The sequence below is a fragment of the Rhizobium oryzihabitans genome (assembly GCF_010669145.1).
GTDB classification, from domain to species: domain Bacteria; phylum Pseudomonadota; class Alphaproteobacteria; order Rhizobiales; family Rhizobiaceae; genus Agrobacterium; species Agrobacterium oryzihabitans.
Window position 1 is genome coordinate 82007 of sequence record NZ_CP048635.1, and the last position, 15621, is coordinate 97627.

The 15621-nt window shown below is 60.7% G+C and carries 14 protein-coding genes; 6 read left to right on the plus strand and 8 right to left on the minus strand.

Going from position 1 to position 15621, the window contains the following annotated elements; translation table 11 throughout:
- Positions 1–136: 136 nt before the first annotated feature.
- A complete protein-coding gene (locus tag G3A56_RS17245) occupies positions 137–1234 on the minus strand; it encodes an acyltransferase family protein (protein ID WP_164056753.1) in 1098 nt (365 codons plus the stop codon).
- Between the two features lie 312 nt (positions 1235–1546).
- On the opposite strand from G3A56_RS17245, the gene G3A56_RS17250 reads away from it, so the two are divergent.
- On the plus strand, positions 1547–1783 hold the full coding sequence (locus G3A56_RS17250; protein WP_003499836.1) for an acyl carrier protein: 237 nt from the start codon (positions 1547–1549) through the stop codon (positions 1781–1783).
- Between the two features lie 16 nt (positions 1784–1799).
- On the opposite strand, the gene G3A56_RS17255 is transcribed toward G3A56_RS17250, so the two are convergent.
- From G3A56_RS17255 to G3A56_RS17270, 4 genes are all read right to left on the minus strand, one after another.
- Positions 1800–3758 carry a MacB family efflux pump subunit gene (locus tag G3A56_RS17255; protein WP_082185905.1) on the minus strand — a complete coding sequence of 653 codons (1959 nt, stop codon included), beginning with the start codon at positions 3756–3758 and terminating at the stop codon, positions 1800–1802.
- 2 nt (positions 3759–3760) lie between these two features.
- Positions 3761–4984 (minus strand): efflux RND transporter periplasmic adaptor subunit, encoded by a 1224-nt coding sequence (locus G3A56_RS17260; RefSeq protein ID WP_082185904.1) that lies wholly within the window; start codon positions 4982–4984, stop codon positions 3761–3763.
- A gap of 2 nt (positions 4985–4986) precedes the next feature.
- Positions 4987–5235, minus strand: coding sequence for a hypothetical protein (locus G3A56_RS17265; RefSeq protein ID WP_082185903.1), 249 nt, complete (start codon positions 5233–5235; stop codon positions 4987–4989).
- 124 nt (positions 5236–5359) lie between these two features.
- Positions 5360–5977, minus strand: coding sequence for a hypothetical protein (locus G3A56_RS17270; protein WP_082185902.1), 618 nt, complete (start codon positions 5975–5977; stop codon positions 5360–5362).
- 202 nt (positions 5978–6179) lie between these two features.
- Here G3A56_RS17270 and G3A56_RS17275 point away from each other — a divergent pair, with 202 nt between their 5' ends.
- From G3A56_RS17275 to G3A56_RS17295, 5 genes are all read left to right on the plus strand, one after another.
- Entirely contained in the window at positions 6180–6911 is a 732-nt protein-coding gene (locus tag G3A56_RS17275; protein ID WP_208615159.1) for a response regulator, read from the plus strand.
- The gene (locus tag G3A56_RS17280) at positions 6908–8173 is read left to right on the plus strand and encodes a HAMP domain-containing sensor histidine kinase (RefSeq protein ID WP_082185900.1); all 1266 of its coding nucleotides are present in this window, start codon (positions 6908–6910) and stop codon (positions 8171–8173) included. The genes G3A56_RS17275 and G3A56_RS17280 overlap by 4 nt, the downstream gene beginning before the upstream one ends.
- A gap of 145 nt (positions 8174–8318) precedes the next feature.
- Positions 8319–8843, plus strand: coding sequence for an RNA polymerase sigma factor (locus tag G3A56_RS17285; protein WP_035225630.1), 525 nt, complete (start codon positions 8319–8321; stop codon positions 8841–8843).
- A complete protein-coding gene (locus tag G3A56_RS17290) occupies positions 8840–9790 on the plus strand; it encodes a FecR family protein (RefSeq protein ID WP_164056754.1) in 951 nt (316 codons plus the stop codon). Before G3A56_RS17285 ends, G3A56_RS17290 begins: the two co-directional genes overlap by 4 nt.
- Positions 9791–9881: 91 nt before the next feature.
- Positions 9882–12377, plus strand: coding sequence for a TonB-dependent receptor (locus G3A56_RS17295; protein WP_246231380.1), 2496 nt, complete (start codon positions 9882–9884; stop codon positions 12375–12377).
- Between the two features lie 217 nt (positions 12378–12594).
- Here G3A56_RS17295 and G3A56_RS17300 read toward each other — a convergent pair whose 3' ends face one another.
- From G3A56_RS17300 to G3A56_RS17310, 3 genes are all read right to left on the minus strand, one after another.
- Positions 12595–13689 (minus strand): glycoside hydrolase family 88/105 protein, encoded by a 1095-nt coding sequence (locus G3A56_RS17300; RefSeq protein ID WP_082185898.1) that lies wholly within the window; start codon positions 13687–13689, stop codon positions 12595–12597.
- A 111-nt stretch (positions 13690–13800) separates the two neighbouring features.
- Entirely contained in the window at positions 13801–15081 is a 1281-nt protein-coding gene (locus tag G3A56_RS17305) for a TRAP transporter large permease (RefSeq protein WP_003499854.1), read from the minus strand.
- Positions 15082–15603: a TRAP transporter small permease gene (locus tag G3A56_RS17310; RefSeq protein WP_082185897.1), complete on the minus strand. Its 522-nt coding sequence runs from the start codon at positions 15601–15603 to the stop codon at positions 15082–15084.
- Positions 15604–15621 lie beyond the last annotated feature (18 nt).

Genomic DNA, 15621 nt, shown 5'->3' on the forward strand with positions numbered 1-15621 from the left:
GTGAGTATGACGTATGACTGGAGCGGCCGTAGAATGCGCCGCATGCGCGCCGCGAAACTGACGATCATCAGCCTCGTCGCCGCCTTTGTGCTAACGGCCCCGATCTTCGCCCATTACTGACCATTCAGTCCTGCGGTCACACCGGCTGCCTGATGTCGGTCCGCTTTTTCAAGCGGATCTTTAGCCATTTCTGGACAGGCTGATCGTAATGGACCGTCAGGTACCATGACAGGCACGTCGTTCCGATCAGGAACACGATACCGGCAGGCAAGGCGATATTGTCCCTGTGGACTGCAGGAACCAGAAACTCCATCCAGGCCAGAAGCGGAATATGCAGCACATAGACCGCGTAGGACGCCGTACCGAGGAACGCCGACACCATGCCAACCCTGCGGCCGGGAACAGTCTTGCTGGCAACGAACAGTAGCAGCGGCCAGACAAAAACAACGACTGCAAAGTCAAAGAACGGCCGCAGCTCGCGAGACATGGGCATGGCAAGGATGACGCAGACCACGAGGAGGCAAAGAGCCGCATGGACAGCCCTCAGCTCCGGAACGCGGTTGCGGAAACGGTAGATCAATACGCCGGCGAAAAATGAGAAAAACACCCTGCCCATGCCGGCATACATTTCGTTCCAGCGAAAGCCCGCATGCAGTCTGCCGAACTCCGCAGCCGCCACCATCAGCACGACAGCGCTGACGGCCAGCACCGCAATCGTCTGCTTCGTTGTCGCCCGCACGCCCCATCGGGAATAAACCGCATTCACGACCAGCTCGTTGAAAAGCGACCATGCCGGACTGACCAGGAACAGGGCCCCGTTCAATGTCAACGTGAAGGGCGCTGGAAGAAAGAGAAGCCCCGTCACCAGAGAGAAAGCCAGCTCGCCGGGATCGACGAGGCGATGGAGATCATCGATCGGCGTTGGCAGACCGAGAACGTAAAGACAGATAAAATAGGCAGCCATCAGGGCCAGCGCCAGCACATAGAGCGGGTAAAGACGCGCAAAGCGCGCCTTCATGAAAAAGCCGGGCGTTATCGCGCCTTCGCGCAGTTTTACGCTATAGGCATGCGCCAGCACGAAACCGCTGAGCGCAAAGAACAGATCGACGGCGAGATAGCTCGACGCCGTGCTCTTTCCGAAAAGCACCTCGGCATGACGGTGCACGATAAAGAGGGCGGCCACACCCCTTATGCCATCGAGCAATATGAAGCGTTCCGGGGACGACTGGACCATGGGCGTGGATGCTCGGTGGGGCTGAACGATATTTACTCCATAAAAACGCGGTTTAGCGCGCAGCGGTTCACCGCTTCCAGTCACAAACTGTTCAACGCGGCGCGCACCCCGCATTCTTATGGGGCATCTACGCGCGGTCAACGCTCTTTCGCAGTCGCCAAAGGCATGCTACGTCCGGATGTCATCGATGCTTTGAACCTTTGACTCCGCGCATTATGCCTCGCGAAAACCGGCTTCGATTTTCGCACAGATGTTCTGGGCGCAAATTCAATCGTGCGGTACGGCGGCAAGCAACTTTCGCGGAGTCCCACCATGTCCAGCATCGCAGACCGTATCAAAAAAATCATCGTCGACCAGCTGGGTGTAGACCCAGGCACGGTTGTCGACGACGCCAATTTTGCTGACGATCTCGGTGCCGATTCTCTCGAAGTCGTTCAGGTCGTCATGGAAATCGAGGAAGAGTTCGGCGTGGAAATCCCCGATTCCGCCGCCAACACGATCCTGACCGTCGGCGACGCCATTCGTTTCATCGAAAAAAACAAGGCGTGACCGGTAGCGGCAAGCACTATCCCGCCGACAGTGCCGCGACGGGGTCGAGTTTCGACGCGTTGCGCGCCGGCAGGTAGCCGAAGACGACACCGATCAGCATCGAACAGACGAAAGCGGCAACGATTGGCGTCGTGGAATAGACCATGGCGAAATTGCTGCTGAAGGCGGCGAAAAGCACCCCGAAGCCGAGACTGCTCAGCACGCCGAGCGTACCGCCGATGATGCAGACGAGCACTGCCTCGATCAGGAACTGCCGCAGAATATCGGTGCGCCGAGCGCCGACGGCCATGCGCACGCCGATTTCCGACACGCGCTCGGAGACGGAAACGAGCATGATGTTCATCACCCCGATACCGCCGACCAGAAGCGAGATTACCGCAATCGCCGCAATCAGAAGCGTGAGCGTCTGCGTGGTGCTGGTGATCGTCTGACGAATATCGTCGGTGTTGAGAATGTAGAAATCCCGGGTGCCGTGCCGCTGGGTCAAAAGCGTGGTCACCGCCTGTTCGGCAATGGCGACGTCGGTACCGTCGCTTACCTGCACCGTGATGCTGCGCAGCGACAGGCTGCCGAGGAAGCGGGACTGGACGGCGGTATAGGGCAGATAAAGCGACAGGTTCTGGCTTGAACCGAAACCGCCCTGCTGCGCCTGCGTGATGCCGACGATGCGGGCCGGCACCTTGCCGATGAGAATGACCTGACCGACGGGACTGCCGCTGAAATCCGCAAACAGCGATTTGCGGGTATTTTCGTCGATCACCACCTCCTGCGCCTTCTGCGCGACGCTAGCCGCATCGAAAAACCGCCCCTGCGACAGCTTGGTGCCCTTGGCGACGAAGTAACGCTCGCTGACGCCATTGACGAGCGCATTCGCCTCCTTCGCGCCGAAACGCACCGTGCTGGAGGTCGACACCGTCGGCGTGACCGCCGCGACATAGGATTGCTGGGCGAGCGCATCGGCATCGGAAACGACAAGCGTGGTGATCTTGCCCGACCTGATGTCGCCGAAATCCTTGCCCGCGAAGATTTCGAGCGTGTTGGTGCCGAGACTCGAAATATTCTGCAATACGCGCTGCTGCGACCCCTGCCCGAGCGCCACGACGCTGATGACCGAGGCGATGCCGATGATGATGCCCAGCATGGTGAGGAAGGTGCGCAACTTATGCGCCCGCATCGACAGAAGCGCCATGCGCAAGGCTTCCCGCAGTGAGGAAACGAGACTGGAGAGGCCTGAAGTCCCGCGGGAAACGGCAGCGGGCCGGACCTCTTCCGGCAATATCGCCAATGCATCCGCCTTCCGGTCCGAAACGATGGCGCCGTCGCTGATTTCGATGATCCGCCCCGCGCGTCTGGCAATCGACATGTCATGGGTGACGATGATGACGGTGCGGTCTTCGGCATGCAGCTCGTCGAGAATACGCAACACCTCATCGCCGCTCGCGCTGTCGAGCGCGCCGGTCGGCTCATCGGCAAGGATGACCTCGGCATCGTTCATGAGGGCGCGGGCGATGGAGACACGCTGCTGCTGGCCGCCGGAAAGCTGGCCGGGCCGGTGATCGAGGCGTTCCGCCATGCCAAGGCGGCCAAGAAGCCTTGCGGCATTGCTCCTGCGCTCAGCCTGCGACTTGCCGGCGTAAATTGCGGGGATTTCGACATTGCCGAGTGCTGTCAATTCCGCCAGCAGATGGTAACGCTGGAAGATGAAGCCGAGATTTTCGCGCCTGAGCGCCGACAATTCATCGGCATCGAGATGCGCCGTTTCCCGGCCCCTGATGCTGTAGCTTCCCGAACTCGGCCGATCGAGGCAGCCGAGAATATTCATCAGCGTCGACTTGCCGGAACCGGACGCGCCGACGATCGCCACCATCTCGCCGGCCTCGATGGTGAGGTCGATGTTCTTGAGCACGCTGATGGTGCCTTCGCCGGAGGGATAGTCCCGCCGGACGGATTTGAGGCTGATTAGAGGGGCAGCCATATTCAAAGCCCCATCGGCGGCCCGCCCGGCCCCGGCATGGAGTTCGTTTTGCTTTCGGCTGAAAGCTCTCCGGTCACGACGCGCTCGTTCTCGGCAAGGCCGGAGAGAATCTCAGCCGTGACCTTGTTGTTCAGCCCCACCTTCACCTTGCGCTCGGAAATCCCGCTATCGGCAGCGACCACGCGCACCGAATAATCGCCGTTTCCATCCATATTACCAAGTGCGGCGGCAGGAACCGTCAGGACGTCCTTTGCCTCGCCGAGAAGGATATGAACCTCCGCCGTCATATAGGTGCGCAATTTGCCTTTCGGGTTCGGCACCTCGAAAACGCCGTTATAATAGATGGCTTCCGATGACGAGGTGCTGGAGGAGGACGAGGTGGATGTGGAAGACGTCGAGGAGCTGAAGCTGGAATCGCTGCGCACCGATTCCGGCGCGGGCTCAATGGAAGCGAGCTTCGCATCGTAGCGCTGCTGCGGCTCGCCAAGCACCGTGAAATAGACCGGCAGGTCGGGCTTCACCCTCGTTACATCCGCTTCGGAAATTTCCGTGCGCACCGTCATCCGGTCAAGCTGGCCAAGGATCACGATGGTCGGCGCGGATTGGGTGGCGTTGACGGTCTGCCCTTCCTGGCTGACGATCGACAGAACCGTGCCTTCGATGGGAGCGGTAATCTTCGTATAGCCAAGATTGGCTTCGGCGGTTTCGACCGCGACCTGCGCCTCCTCGATCTGGGCGTCAATTGCCTTGATCTGCGCCTCGGTAACGGCGAGTGCTGCGGTGGCGCTTTCGAAATCGGCACGGGAGGCGGCGTTCTTGGAGACCATTTCCTGCTGGCGGGCGAGGCTCTGGCGGTTGAGAACAAGCGTCGCCTGTTTCTCCACGCGCTGCGCGTTCACATTGGCCAGCGCTGCCTGCGCGGTGCGCAGGCTGTTGGTCTGGGTGACGGAATCGATCTCGGCGACGAGATCGCCCGCCTTCACCGTGTCTCCCAGCGCAACCTTGACGGCGGTGATGCGACCGGAGGCCTGTGCGCCGACGGCCACGAGGCGAACGGGTTTCAGCGTTCCGGTTGCCAGCACCGTCTGCTCTATATCGCCGCGCGTCACCTGCGATGTGATGTAGGCGGGCGTGGCGGCCCGTGTATATTGCGAGGACAGCCAGTAACCGCCTGCAGCCAGAGCCGTAATCGCCAGCAATGCCCCTGCCTTACGTGCCGTTTTCATATTTATGTCCAGTCCGGCCGGCGATAGGCGCCTGTGGATTTTTCAGCGTCAGCCTTGCGGCAGGTGTTGCGAGGACGTTTGGAGCCCGTCTTTTCGTGCTGGTCCGTCTTGCAGGCGGGATGCAGCCGCTTTTCTACCTGCCGCGATTTCGTCGCCGGCGTTTCCACCGCCCGTTCCCTGGCTGCGGCGACAGACCAGACAAAGCTCAAGCCGAAGACCGTTGCCAGAACCACATAGAAATATTTCATCATCGTCTTCCCGCTTGAAAATCACGCGGGGGATCGCAGGCGAGCGATCCCCCGGCTGCAGCCGTCACCGGCTGATTTCCTCCTCTACTGGGGGGCAGATTAAAGGAGGAAACTGTGACTAGTGGTTTCAGCCCCGCTCCGCCTGCGGAACCGGCGGCATCCTGTCGCCATGAGGCGGACCGAAACGACCGCCCTCCCCGGGTCCGTGGCGCGGGCCGGGAGGTGGCATCAAGGCACGCTCGAGTTCGGCAAGTTTCTGCACCTGCTGCGGCGAGAGCTTCGGCTTCAGCGCTGCGACGGCGTCCTGCAAGGTTTTCGCCTGCTCGGCTTTCTTCGCGACGATGCCTGCCAGTTCCTCGCCGGCAAGACGCGGCTCGGGTCTGGCCGAATCTTCGGCCGACATTGCCGGCAGCGGCGCGCGCTCAGGACCGGGCGAAACGAGATCGATCAGCGCCGAGGCATAGGCCCGCCACGGCCCGAGCTGTTCCGGCGTAACGCCGATATAGATTTCGGCGGCCGAAAGCTTCGTCGCCAATCCGAGAACATCAGGTCCTGCCATTCTGCGGATGCGTGGCATCGGCCCCCGATCTGGTCCACGATCCGGGCCGAGATCGGGAGCCCCGGGCGGCACGCCCTGCTCGGTTGCCTGTGGTGCCGGCGCATTCTGCTCCTCGGCCTGCGAGGCAGCGGAATCACCCAGAATTGCGGTCGCGATGACGGCGGTGGCCAATAACGAGTTTCTCATCTTACCTTCCTTCCGTTTTCCAACATGAAAGGACGATAGGAGTGCCGGGTTTCCGGCTTTGGTCCGAATGTTTCCGATTTTCTTTCGCAGCCGGCCTATTTGTAACCGAATGTTGCCAGACGGGCCGTGGAAAGCTTTCGTTGCAAAAATCCGCCGTTTCCTTGCGCCGCTTATGTATAGTGGCATCAAAAGGTTGGACGATATGACGACGGTTTCGGTTACACATGTATTGATCGTTGATGACGATCCGGAAATACGCACATTGCTCGCGAAATATCTCGGCTCGCAGGGATTTCGCGTCTCTATGGCCGCCGATAGGCGCGAATTCGAGGAAAAGATCGCAAGCTCCGATCCCGATCTCATCGTGCTCGACGTGATGTTGCCCGATGGCTCGGGCCTCGATATCTGCCGCGACCTGCAGGGACGCCGACCGCGCACGCCGGTCATTCTTTTGACCGCGCTCAAGGAAGATGTGGACCGGATCGTCGGGCTGGAAATCGGCGCCGACGACTATCTCGGCAAACCCTTCAACCCACGCGAACTGACCGCGCGCATCAAGGCGGTGCTGCGCCGTGCGACACCGCAGGAGGCTCCCCGCGCCGCATCCGCCGCCTATCATTTTGCGCAGTTTACCGCCGATCCGGAGCAGCGCTCCGTCATCCACGCGGGCGGTGAAAAGATCGAGCTGACGGGAGCGGAATTCGATCTGCTGAAAGTCTTTCTCGACAGGCCCGGCCGGCTTCTTTCCCGCGACCAGCTTCTCGATCTGACTCAGGGCAGGGACCGCGGTCCTTTCGACCGCTCGATAGACGTGCTGATGAGCCGGTTGCGCAAAAAGCTGGACGCCGACGCAGCAAGCCCGATTTTCAAGACGGTGCGCAACGGCGGTTACCAGATGACGGTGCAGGTCAAAACCCTGCCGGTGCCGCGATGAATTCGCTGAGGAACCGCATCGCCGCCCTGCTGATCGCCTCCATCATCGCGGTCATCGCGCTTGCGACTGTCGTGGCCGACCGGACATTGCGGCCGCCGCCGCCCGACGCCACCATCGAGCCCCTGGCGCGCAGTCTCGCCTTTGCCGTGACGATGGCCGAGCGCGACCCGACCCTGCAACAACCCGGCTATTTTCGCATCGAACAACGGCCGCCGACAGGTGACCCGGACGGCATGCTTTCGGAATTTCTGGAAAAGGCGCTCACCCGTGTCGGAGAACCCCGCGCCGCAATCGTCGTTCGCATGCCGGGAAACCCCGCGCCGGTCGCGGCCATCGCGCTTGAAAAAGGCGGATGGCTGGTCGCCGAAATTCCCCATATGGGCCCGCCGCCCGGCGGCTGGAAGGTCTTCGGCATGTGGATTGGCCTCATCATTCTCGGCAGTGCTGCGGTTTCGATCTTTGCCGCCAGCAAGATTACCCGACCGCTCGACATGCTGGAAAATGCCGCCGCCAGCATCGGGCCGGACGGTTCGCTGCCGCGCCTGCCGGAAACAGGGCCCGGCGAAATCCGCGCCACAGCACGGGCGCTGAACGAACTCGCCACGCGCCTGAAGGCGGCGATGGAAAGCCGGATGCGCCTTGTCGCCGCCGCCGGCCATGACCTCAGAACCCCGATGACCCGCATGCGCCTCAGGGCGGAATTCATCGAAAACGACGAGGAACGGGCCAAATGGCTGGCGGACCTGGAAGAACTGGATGCCATCGCCGACAGCGCCATCATGCTGGTGCGCGAAGAGGTGAACCAGGATACGGTCAAGACGATCGATGTCGGCGCGCTGCTCCGCGAAATCGTAAGAGACCTTTCCGATCTCGGCCACGCCGGTGCGCTGGATTTCATGGAGCCGGAAGCGACCATGACGATCAGGGCCGCGCCGCTCGCGCTCAAAAGGGCCATGCGTAACCTCGTGCTCAACGCCGTCACCCATGGGAAAAAGGCGCATATCGACCTGACCGAAGATGAAAGCGAGATCGTCGTGACGATACGGGATGAAGGTCCCGGCATTCCGCAGGAGCTGATCGGCAGGGTTTTCGAACCCTTCTTCCGGGTGGATCTCGCCCGGCGCAAATCGATCCCGGGTGTCGGGCTTGGTCTGGCCATCGCCAAGGAAATCATCGAACGTTTCGGCGGCACGATCACCATCGCCAACCACAGGAAACAGGGCCTGATCCAGACGGTGATCTTTGCCAGAGCGGCACCTTGAAAAACGGCCGGCATTGTCTGTCGGCCTGACCTTTTTTGCTGAGAAAAAAGATACATGATAAAATTAGTCATGTTTCTTGCCATCGGGTGATTTTTCACCTATTGACCCGGGGATCGCTCAATCCTTCCGACCGGGAACCCGCCGCATGTGGAGCAAGCCCACGTCACGCGCACTCATTGATGATGCCGTACAGCTCTATTATGACGAGTTGTGCAAGGCCATGAACCGGCGTGGGCACACCACTGCCATCTCGCAGGAGATCGTCCACGATCTTTACCTGCGCTTGACCGGCAAACCCCGGCTTCCCGAAAATACCTCGCTCATCCGCGCCTTCCTGATCCGCGCCTGCGCCAATCTCGGCATTGATCGCCTTCGTCGCGAACAATTCGAGCGCAGGCTGTTTTCCGGAAGCATGGAGGAGGCGCTTGCCGCTCCGCAACCCGTCAGCGATGCGGACAGCCTCGCCGACAGGGAGCATCGGCTGAAGGTATTGCGACGCGCCGTGATGGGCATGTCGTTGCAGCGCCGGCAGGTCTTTCTTGCCAGCAGCATCGGAAATCTGAATTCGCTCGAGATCGCCGAGAGAAGCGGCATCAGCAAGAACATGGTCGACCGCCATCTTCGCAAAGCCTATCTCCATTGCCTGGAATGCCTGGAGGAAACGCTGTGACCGGGCTTGCAAAAAACGCCTCCATGCTGCGCGAGGAAGCTGTCGACTGGTTTCTGCACAAGCGTGAAAGACCGGACGACGCGGCCCTTGCGGCGGATTTCGACGCCTGGCTGGCTGCGGATGAGAAGCATGCAAAGGCCTATGAGCGTGTCCGATGTCTGATGGGCGACGCCGGCGCCCTTCTGGCGGGCGACCAGGCGTTTCTGATGAAGGCGACACGCAAGCGCGGCAGCGCCAAAGGCAAGGCGGCAGCGGCGGCAATTGCCGGCGTCTCGCTGCTATCAGGTTTTTACCTGACCGATATGCCCATGCGCCTGCGTTCCGACCATATGTCCGCCACGGCAGAGCGGCAGGTCGTCACCACGCCGGACGGTTCAACCATTACCCTGAACGCCAATTCGGCCATCGCCCTGCGTTTTTCCGCAAAGGAGCGGCGTCTACTGCTGCTACGCGGTGAAATCTTCGTAGAAGTCGCGCCCGATGCGGCGCGGCCCTTTTCCGTCGAGGCCGCCGGCGGCACGACCACCGCGCTCGGCACCGCCTTCGACATCGATATGCGCAACGAGGCAACGAGCGTGACGGTGCTGGAACATAGCGTATCCGTGGTGACAGGCCAGCAGGGCCAGAACGGCCGGCTTAACGAAAACCAGCGCGTCGACTATTCGTCCGATGGCCTGCTGGGCAGCATTGAAACGGTCGACCCCTCCTCCATCGCCGCCTGGCGCAACGGCCGCTTCGTCTTCGAGGACAGGCCGCTTTCCGAAGTGCTGGAGACCTTTGAGCGTTATCTTCCCGGCCGCATCGTCGTGACGCGGGAGAGCCTTAGGAGAAAACGGCTGTCGGGCAATTTCGACCTTTCCGACCCGGGCACGGCCCTTGCGGATCTGGCCGCCGCGCTTGAGATCGGTGTCGTCAGGGCGGGTCCTTATCTGACCGTTCTTTATTGAATGAAATTTCTCCGGCGGAGGTGTCCCTGAAAAGCGGGCTCGTTCGTTCGTGGAGCAGAACCCCATTTGCTGCCCCGGAGAGGTGCCCGCCATGACAAGACCAGAACCGACTTTCCGCCACCGGACCCGCGTATCGCTATTATCCATTTTGCTTGCGAGTGCGGCGGCGGCAACCATTCCGGCATCGGCCCTGGCGCAGCAGACGCAGCGGATCGCGATCAATCTGCCCGCCGGCAACATGGCAAGCGCGCTTAACCGCCTTGCCAGCCAGTCCGGCCTTCAGATGGTCTATGACGCCTCTGTCGCCAGAGGCCTCAAAAGCGCTCCTGTTTCGGGCACCATGACCCCGGCCGAGGCGCTGGAACGGCTGCTTTCCGGAACCGGAATCCGCTACCAGTTCATCGGTGAAAAAACCGTCAGGATGGAGATGGCGAGCCGTTCCGCCGGAACGACCGAAAATGGTGACGGAACGCTTCTCGAGCCGATCACGCTCAAGGGCGGCCGTGTGTTCAACGGCGACGCGCCAAGCGTTGTCGAGATCGATCAGGTCGCCATCGAGGCGGCGCAAGCCACCTCCCTGCCGCAACTTCTCCAGAAGACGCCCGGTGTCAGTTCCAGCGGCGGCGTGCGATTGCAGGGGCAATCCACCGCCATTCGCGGCTTCGCCCGCCAGTCAGACGTGCGCCTTCTGCTCGATGGCGCTCCGAAGAACTTCGAGCGCTACGATCAGGGCACGGTCTTCATTGATCCGGAACTGCTCAAACGCGTGGAAATCCAAAAGGGCGCGACATCCGTTCGTTATGGCAATGGCGGCTTCGGCGGCACCGTCATCATGGAAAGCAAGACGGCCTCCGACATGCTGAAACCGGGACAGACCTTCGGCGCCTGGGGCAAGACGAGCTATCAGTCGGCCAACAGGCAGCAGCTCGGATCGGCCGCCATTTACGGCAAATCGGATTTCGGCGGCCCCGTGACCTATGACGGGCTTGCCTCGGTGATCTGGCGCAAGAGCGACAATGTGCGCGTCGGCGGCGGACAGGTCTATGACGCCTCCAACGACAAGATCACCTCCTTTTCCGCCAATGCCGGCGCTGCCTATGACGGCCACGAGCTGCGCGCCTCGGTGATCTACGGCAAATCCGCCGATTACGGCCCGCTTGCCGCCAATCGCGGCGATCTGGGTCTCACCGCCTACACCATCAAGACCTATGGTTACGATCTGGCGCGGCTGAGGGCACTTGCCTGGCGCGACATGGAGGACTTTTCCTCGACGCTGAAATATTCCTATGACGGCGACAGCGATCTCGTGAATTTCAAGGCGATGGCGAGCTTCTCCGCCACCAGCCTCGACATGACCCGCCCGACCATTCCGGGTTTCGTGCCCAGCGGATCGCTGGGCGGCATGCAGGACGATACGAAATATACCGACTTCAAGCTGGAAGCGGAGAACACCTCCAATTTCGAACTGGGCGGATTGTCCCACGTCGCCAATTATGGCGTGCAATATATGCGCCACGACCGGGACTCGTGGATGTACGACATCGCCAACCGCACCAGTGCGCAATATAATTATGGCTACTATGCATCATGGATCAAACCGGAAGGCACGCAGGAAACCATATCGGCCTTTTTCCGCGACGAAATCAGCCTGACGGACACCTTCAAGGTGACACCCGGCATCAGGTTCGACCACGTCCGCTCCGAAGGCGTTCCAAATGCGGCGCCGCGCTTTAACACTCCGGCCGCCGGGCACGATTATTCCGCCGTTTCCCATAGCGGCGCGACGCCGGCTCTCAGCATGCGCTGGGAAGCGGTTCCGGGCACCACCTTTTTCGCCGACTGGGCCTATGCCATGCGCGCACCCGTCATCGACGAGATCTATTCAAGCCAAAGCCTGGCAACCACGGCATCGGGAACGTCGCGCAATCTGAAAGTGGAGCGCAACAACAATTTCAACATCGGCGTCTCGCAGCAATTCGACGAGGTGTTCCTGAAAGGTGACAGCCTGACGGCCTCGATCGGCGGCTTTTATAACAATGTCACCAATCCCATCACGCGCCGGTTCGGCACCGCCAACCTTGCCGGCGTCAAGAACGTGCCGTTCTACTGGAACACCCCATCCTACAAGATTTACGGCCTCGATGTTTCTGCAAGCTACGATTCCGACCACATCTTCGGAAATCTCGGCCTGTCGTGGATGAACGGCTCGCGTAACGGCGCAATCAACAATGTCTATGGCCGGGATACCTATGTGAACGATCTTTCGCCGTTCACAGCCAATGTTCAGCTTGGCTACAAGCTGCCTGACTGGGATCTGGCGCTCAGCTGGAACGGACAATTCGTCGCCGCGCAGGAAAATACACCCGCCAACCAGGGCGGCGCCTCCTATGCCCGGCCCGAAAGCCCCGGCTACGCGGTCCACGGCATTGCCCTCGACTGGACGCCGAAGGAAGGCATGATGGCCGGAACGGAAGTGCACGCCTCAATCGACAACCTGTTCGACAAATATTACTTCCCCTATCTCAGCGACCGCATCGCCGCCATGCCGGGACGTAACTTCAAGCTGTCAATCAGCCGCAAGTTCTGAGCGGAAGATGACTGAGCCAGCGGGCGGAGCTTTCCGCCCTGAAGATCGATAAAGGGCATCCAAACCTGCCCTCACCTTCCGTCATCCTCGGGCTTGACCCGAGGATCCATTGATCGAGCGACAGTAGATCCTCGGGTCAAGCCCGAGGATGACGTCGAGAGTGAGGGCTTTGCACTACTCCCGTCAGTGGAGACCGCTTCGGCCCCTCACCCAACTATCATCTCAGAAGAAGCCCCTCGGCATAGGCCATCATCAGCGGCCCCACACCCTTGGCATCATCTGATACGACCGGCTCCGTCAGATAATATCCCGGCGAGCCATCGCGGTAATTGCCTTCGAACCCGCCGAGCCCAGCGACGTGGACGATGCCGGTGAGGCGCATAATACCCTCCTCGTCCGCCTTGAGCCGCGTCTCCAGCAGCGTCTCAAGCGCGCGGCGGCCCGCCGAAAGAGCAGCATCTGCCTCCTCGCCCTGCAACAGTCCCAGCCGGGCCGCACGCAGCAGAGCGTAGGCGAACATGGCCGACGCGGAGGTTTCCTCGTAATTTCCGGCAAGGGTCGGATTGTCGAGCACCTGCATCCAGAGACCGGCTTCCGTCTGCCGCGCAACGATGCCGGCCAGAAGCCGACGCGCGCGCTCGCGAAGCGGTGCTGTCGCGTCGTCATCCGGTAAAATCACCAATGCATCGACCAGCGCCATGGCAAGCCAGCCGACGGCACGCGCCCAGATGGCGGGCGACTGGCCGGTCGAGGGGTCGGCCCAGCGCTGGCTGCGGCTCTCGTCATAACCATGGACGTAAAGCCCGCCGGCATCTGCGGTGAGCGAAAGTGCGGACGAAAACTGCCGCAGCGCATCGTCCATCAGCTCGGTGCGGCATGTCGCCTGCGCATATTCGATCTGGAAGGGCAGCCCCATGTAAAGCCCATCCAGCCAGACCTGATGCGGATAACGCTGCTTGTGCCAGTAATTGCCGGAAGCAATGCGCGGATGGGTGCGAAGTTGGCCCGCCAGATGGTTCGCCGCCGCAAGATAACGGGCGTCACCCGTTTCCGTGGCCAGAGGAAACAGAATGCGTCCGGCCAGAATATGATCGATATTATATTCTGCCGGCTTGTAACCGGCGAGCGTTCCATCCGCCGATATCTGGGCATCGGCCAGTCGATGGAGGTGGTGACGCCAGCGCTCATCGCCACTGGCCTCGAATAAAAGCTGTAGCCCCCGATAGACACATCCATCCTCATAACACCAGCTACCGCCCTTGTAGGGCTTATAGCGAATGGAGAATTGGTCAAAATAATCAGTGGCTTTCATGGGTTTTCTCAATAAATTCTGGATAGATGAAATGAGCCTTGCCTGCTCCGGGCCCAATGCATGACGGCCCCGCCGGAACGGCGAGGCCTGTTCTTGAAGATCCTGTTGCACTCACCGGAACAGCGACGGCAACCACAGCGAAAGTGACGGGATATAGGTCACCGCGAGCAACACCGCGATGCTCGCTCCAAAGAACGGCCAGATCGTCCGCATCGCCTCCCTGATCGATATGCCGCCGACCGCGCAGCCGACGAAAAGCACCGTTCCGACGGGCGGGGTGTTGAGACCAATGCCGGCATTGAGGATCATCACGACGCCGAAATGGACCGGGTCGATACCGAAGGCCTTCACCACCGGCAGCAGCACCGGGGTGGAAATGATGACCATCGGCGCCATGTCCATGAAGGTGCCGAGCAGCAGCAGGATGACGTTGATGACCAGAAGCACGATGATCGGATTGTCCGAAATCGCGCTGATGGCTGCGATCATCAGCGTCTGCACCTGGAGGAACGCCATCAGCCAGCCGAAGGCCGCCGCCGTGCCGATGACGAGCAGAACCATGGCCGTCGTCCGAACCGCTCCCATCACCGCTTCGACGAAGCCGCTCCAGTTAAGCTCGCGATAGACAAGCATGGCGACGAGGAAGGCGTAGAGAACGGCGATGCAGGAGCTTTCCGTTGCGGTGAAGATGCCCGAACGCACGCCGCCGAAGATGATGCCGATCAGCAGGATGCCGGGGAAAGACGCCAGAAGATAATACATCAGCTTGGAAAAGCCGGGGAACGGCTCGGAGGGATAACCCTTGCGCCGCGCAACGATATAGGCGGTAACCATCAGGGCTGCGGCAAGCAAGAAACCCGGAATGATGCCGGCGGTGAAGAGATCGGCCACAGAGACATTGCCGCCCGCCGCGATCGAATAAAGGATCATATTGTGCGATGGCGGGATCATCAGCGCGATGATGGCAGCATTGACGGTGACATTGACGGCATAATCCCTGTCATAACCGCGCTTGGCCATTTGCGGGATCATCAGGCCGCCGACGGCGGATGCATCCGCCACAGCCGAACCGGAAATGCCGCCGAACAGCGTCGAGGCGACGATATTGACCTGCCCGAGACCGCCGCGCAGATGGCCGACCAGCCCTGCCGCGAAACGGATGAGGCGATGGGCAATGCCGCCGCGCACCATCAGGTCACCAGCGAAGATGAAAAACGGGATCGCCATCATCGCAAACACGTTCATGCCCGAATTCATCTGCTGGAATACCACGATGGGTGGCAGGCCGAGATAAAGCACGGTGAAGAAAGAAGCGATGCCAAGGCAGAACGCAATCGGCGTGCCGATCAGCATCAGAAGGGTGAAGACACCGAAGAGGATGGTGTAAGCCATTTACGCGGCCTCCTGCACGAGAATATCCGCCGCGATCTCCTCGCCGATGGCGAGATCGACAAAACGTTCGGCCGCAAACAGCGCAATGAGAAAACCGCCACCAACGAGCGGGAAGAAATCCGTGCCGCCCGGCCAGCCGAGAACCGGGACAGTCGCCGTCCATGTCCCGATGGAAAGCGATGTTCCGTACCAGGCCATGCCGACACCGAAGAAAAAGATCAGGGCAAGGCTGGTCAGGTCCATTCCCTTCTGTATGCGCGGCGGCATCATGTAACGCAGGATATCCAGCCCCAGATGCACGCTTTCACGCACACCGACTGCGGCCCCCAGCATAATGAACCATGACATGAGGTGAAGCGACAACGGCTCCGACCAGCTGGGTGAATCGTTCAGAATATAACGGGCAAAAACCTGCCAGCCGACGATGAGCGTCATGGCGACCATGCCGATACCGGCAATATAAAGCGACACGTGGCTGAGCGCGCCGAGAAATGGGCGAACCGCCCGCATGAAGTTTCGCATTTGCCTTCCTCCTCCTCC

Bases quoted from the DNA above. Each gene is read 5' to 3' on its own strand.
- G3A56_RS17245 (WP_164056753.1), bottom strand. From the start codon at position 1,234: ATGGTCCAGTCGTCCCCGGAACGCTTCATATTGCTCGATGGCATAAGG.
- G3A56_RS17305 (WP_003499854.1), bottom strand. From the start codon at position 15,081: ATGGCTTACACCATCCTCTTCGGTGTCTTCACCCTTCTGATGCTGATC.
- G3A56_RS17255 (WP_082185905.1), bottom strand. From the start codon at position 3,758: ATGGCTGCCCCTCTAATCAGCCTCAAATCCGTCCGGCGGGACTATCCC.
- G3A56_RS17260 (WP_082185904.1), bottom strand. From the start codon at position 4,984: ATGAAAACGGCACGTAAGGCAGGGGCATTGCTGGCGATTACGGCTCTG.
- G3A56_RS17300 (WP_082185898.1), bottom strand. From the start codon at position 13,689: ATGAAAGCCACTGATTATTTTGACCAATTCTCCATTCGCTATAAGCCC.
- G3A56_RS17250 (WP_003499836.1), top strand. From the start codon at position 1,547: ATGTCCAGCATCGCAGACCGTATCAAAAAAATCATCGTCGACCAGCTG.
- G3A56_RS17270 (WP_082185902.1), bottom strand. From the start codon at position 5,977: ATGAGAAACTCGTTATTGGCCACCGCCGTCATCGCGACCGCAATTCTG.
- G3A56_RS17275 (WP_208615159.1), top strand. From the start codon at position 6,180: ATGACGACGGTTTCGGTTACACATGTATTGATCGTTGATGACGATCCG.
- G3A56_RS17295 (WP_246231380.1), top strand. From the start codon at position 9,882: ATGACAAGACCAGAACCGACTTTCCGCCACCGGACCCGCGTATCGCTA.
- G3A56_RS17310 (WP_082185897.1), bottom strand. From the start codon at position 15,603: ATGCGAAACTTCATGCGGGCGGTTCGCCCATTTCTCGGCGCGCTCAGC.
- G3A56_RS17265 (WP_082185903.1), bottom strand. From the start codon at position 5,235: ATGATGAAATATTTCTATGTGGTTCTGGCAACGGTCTTCGGCTTGAGC.
- G3A56_RS17285 (WP_035225630.1), top strand. From the start codon at position 8,319: ATGTGGAGCAAGCCCACGTCACGCGCACTCATTGATGATGCCGTACAG.
- G3A56_RS17280 (WP_082185900.1), top strand. From the start codon at position 6,908: ATGAATTCGCTGAGGAACCGCATCGCCGCCCTGCTGATCGCCTCCATC.